General features: G+C 72.2%; 2 protein-coding genes. Both read right to left on the bottom strand.

Annotated features, from left to right (window positions below; genetic code table 11):
• Positions 1 to 1,847, bottom strand: a 1,847-nt coding sequence (locus VFW24_01155) for a hypothetical protein (protein HEX5265357.1), incomplete at its 3' end; no start/stop codon positions are given.
• Positions 1,848 to 1,968: 121 nt separating this feature from the next.
• Positions 1,969 to 2,598 carry a hypothetical protein gene (locus tag VFW24_01150; GenBank protein HEX5265356.1) on the bottom strand — a complete coding sequence of 210 codons (630 nt, stop codon included), beginning with the start codon at positions 2,596 to 2,598 and terminating at the stop codon, positions 1,969 to 1,971.
• Between the last annotated feature and the right edge of the window lie 196 nt (positions 2,599 to 2,794).

The following is a 2,794-nucleotide window of genomic DNA, read 5'->3' as shown; positions in this document are numbered from 1 at the left end:
GTCCGCACTGCCGCCGCCGACACCGGTACCCGGACGGACTGGGTCGGGTCGTAGGTCTGGAACCACTGCATCTCCCCGAAGGAGGCCTCGGGCGGGATCTTGTCCTTCGCCAGCCAGGCCAGGATCGTCCCGGCGTCGAGCCGGCCGTAGCCGGTGTAGGTGTCATAGCCCGGCTGCGTCGGGTAGCGGGTCGTGGGCACCGGGGAGACGACCGCGTAGTTGTCGGGCGGCTCCGGGAGGGTCGTGGTGGCGTCCGATCCGGACGGGACCACGGCGCTGGCGAAGTCGACGTCGTCGGCCGACATCTCGATCAGCTCGCGCACCTCGGTGGACGACAGGGCCACGGGGGCGCCGCCGACCGTGGTGAGGCGTGGGTAGGCGGAGAGCCTGCCCTCCTCCATCAGGGTGCGGGACTCGGACTCGACCAACCCCGTGACCCCGCCGCTCTTCCCCGTGGCCTCCGAGGAGCAGCTGGCGCTCTCCACCGAGACTCCGATGTTGCCGCCGTAGTTGGTGCAGCCGTTGAGGAACAGGTACCCCGGCGGGTTGTCGAGAGTCGCGCCGCCCTCCGAAGGTGACTGGGTGACGCTGTTGACGACGATCGTCCCCGGCAGGTTCCCGGGCTCGTTGTGGTGCTCGGCCTCCTCGTCGGCGGCGCTGGCGATCACCGGGACGCCGTGGGCGTTGGCGTAGGCGATGGCCTGCGCGGCCGTGGTCGTCTCGTCGATGGTGCCCAGAGCCTCCTGGAGGACCGAGGCGCCGCTGTCGACGGCAAAGAGGGCGCCCCGGGCAAAGTCGTTGCCTTCGGCGATGAAGCTCTCGCCGACGCGGATCGGCAGGACCATGCAGTTGGGACAGGTCCCGACTTCCCCGCTCGAGTCGGCCGCCGCGGTGGCGTCCTCGGCCTCACCCGTCCCGTGCCCGTACAGAACGTCGTCGTAGGGGTCGTTGGTGTTGTCGAGGAAGTTCCACCCGGCGATGGCCTCGGTGAACCCGGCCGGGCTCTGGCCCGGATAGGCGGGCGGTTCGGCGGTCGGATCCGACGTGGGGTAGTAGTAGGGGGAAGCGGGCGATCCGAAGGTCCGGATCAGGTCCTCGGGACTGATGTAGGAGCCGCAGAAGACGCCCTTCGACGGCCCGGCCTGGGTGACCTGGTGCACCCGGGGGTCGTCCCGGTACTGGGAGACGTCGAGGGCGCCGGTGCCGAGGAGGTCGTAGGGGTTGCTGTCGGAGAACGCGACCCCTTGCTGCTCGAGCTGGGGCTTGGTGAGGCCCTGGGCGTTCTCCGGGTACGGCAGTGCGGCCCGGTTCAGGTAGATCTTGTCGACGACCGGTGCGTTGCACCACTCGATGCCCGAGTCGGTGATGGCGATGACCGTGTCGGGCCGGCCGGTGGAGGTCTCCCACGCCTTGTCCACGGCGCTCCCCTCGACGCCGCAGAGCTCCTGGGGGTTCTCGGACACCTGGGTGTTGGTCGTCCGGGCGCTGGCCAGCTTCCAGCTTCCGCCTCCGTTGGCCCAGTTGGCGGGGCGTTCCGGGAGCCCGCCGACCGCCGAGGTGTGGGCGTGGGTGGCGTACTGCTCGGGGTCGGTCCCGGCCGGAGCGGGGGGCCACGGGAACGTGCCCTCGCCCGCGGCCTTGGCGCCGTCGTTGGCGCTGTTCGGGTCACCGTTCGACGCCGGGCAGGCTGCCGGGCGGGAGGTGCCCACGGCCACCGGCGGCGTCGCCGCCGGCGCCGGCACGGCGTCAACGGTTGGGCCGGTCTCGGCGGCCGGGGCCGCGGCCCGTGCCCCTGGTACGAGGAGAGGAACGGCCACGGCGGCCACCACGGCCACGGCCACGGTCACCCGGCGCCGCCGCGCCCCTGTGTAAGTGGTCCTCGTGTCGCTGGGACCGGGGTGCATCTGTCTCGGGCCTCCCCGGCGCGGTTCAGGGCGGACTCGGGCGCCGCCGTCGCAAGGGGTTTCGTTACGCCCTGTTAACTCTCCTGCCCCGACCGGCGGCGGCCCTCATCCCGGAACATCGTCCCGGGCGGGACGCGGTTCGGGGGTGAGGCACTCGAGGCCGCGGGTCGTCACCGGGGGAGAACCCGAGATTGACCCGCTGCTCGGGGCCGACAGCCACGTTGGTCCCGGCGTCGAGGTGCTCGGGCCAGAGCTGCAGCACGGCCGGCTCCGCCGCCGGGCCGAGGCCGGCGACGACGTCGTCGAGGACCCGCCAGGCGAGATCCAGCCACGCCGCCAGCGCGGCCAGTGCCGAAGGGTCGACGTCGATGACCTCGTCCGGGTCACCGATGTCGGGTGTGTCGGCGCCGACGGAGAACTTGACGTCGAGGTCGGCGTCGACGAACCGCGCCAACTGCCGCAGGCTCGACCCGGGAACGGGCATGAAGGCGGTGCCGTCCGGACCCTCCCGGACGAGGTGGGTCCCGGCCAGGCGGAGCACCTCGGGCCCCTCCCCGAACGCAGGCGTGGCCAGCCCGGCCGGACTGGCCCGGAGGCCGAAGCGGCCGGCCACCTGGTACCGGCGCCGTCCCAGGACGTGGGCCGCGATCCGGTGCACAACCCGGCGGGTCCGGACCAGCTCCTGTGAGGTCATGGCGCTCCTTCCTGTGACATCCGATCGGGTCGCGGTCTTCGTCCGCGACGATGAGTTTCCGCGGGTGGCCCCGTCTTGAATAGAGAGTCCGAGCGACGAAGGAGACCCCCGTGCCCACTCGTGAACCCAGCCCCGCCGGCGCACCGTGTTGGGCCGACCTGGCCAGCTCCGACCGGGACGCTGCCGCCCGGTTCTA

The organism is Acidimicrobiales bacterium (assembly GCA_036273495.1).
Taxonomy (GTDB): Bacteria; Actinomycetota; Acidimicrobiia; order Acidimicrobiales; family JAJPHE01; genus DASSEU01.
The sequence above is the reverse complement of the archived record's forward strand: the minus strand, read 5'-3'. Positions and strand labels throughout refer to the sequence as shown.

Coding starts and splice junctions, on each gene's coding strand:
- VFW24_01150 (HEX5265356.1), bottom strand. CDS start 2,598: ATGACCTCACAGGAGCTGGTCCGGACCCGCCGGGTTGTGCACCGGATC.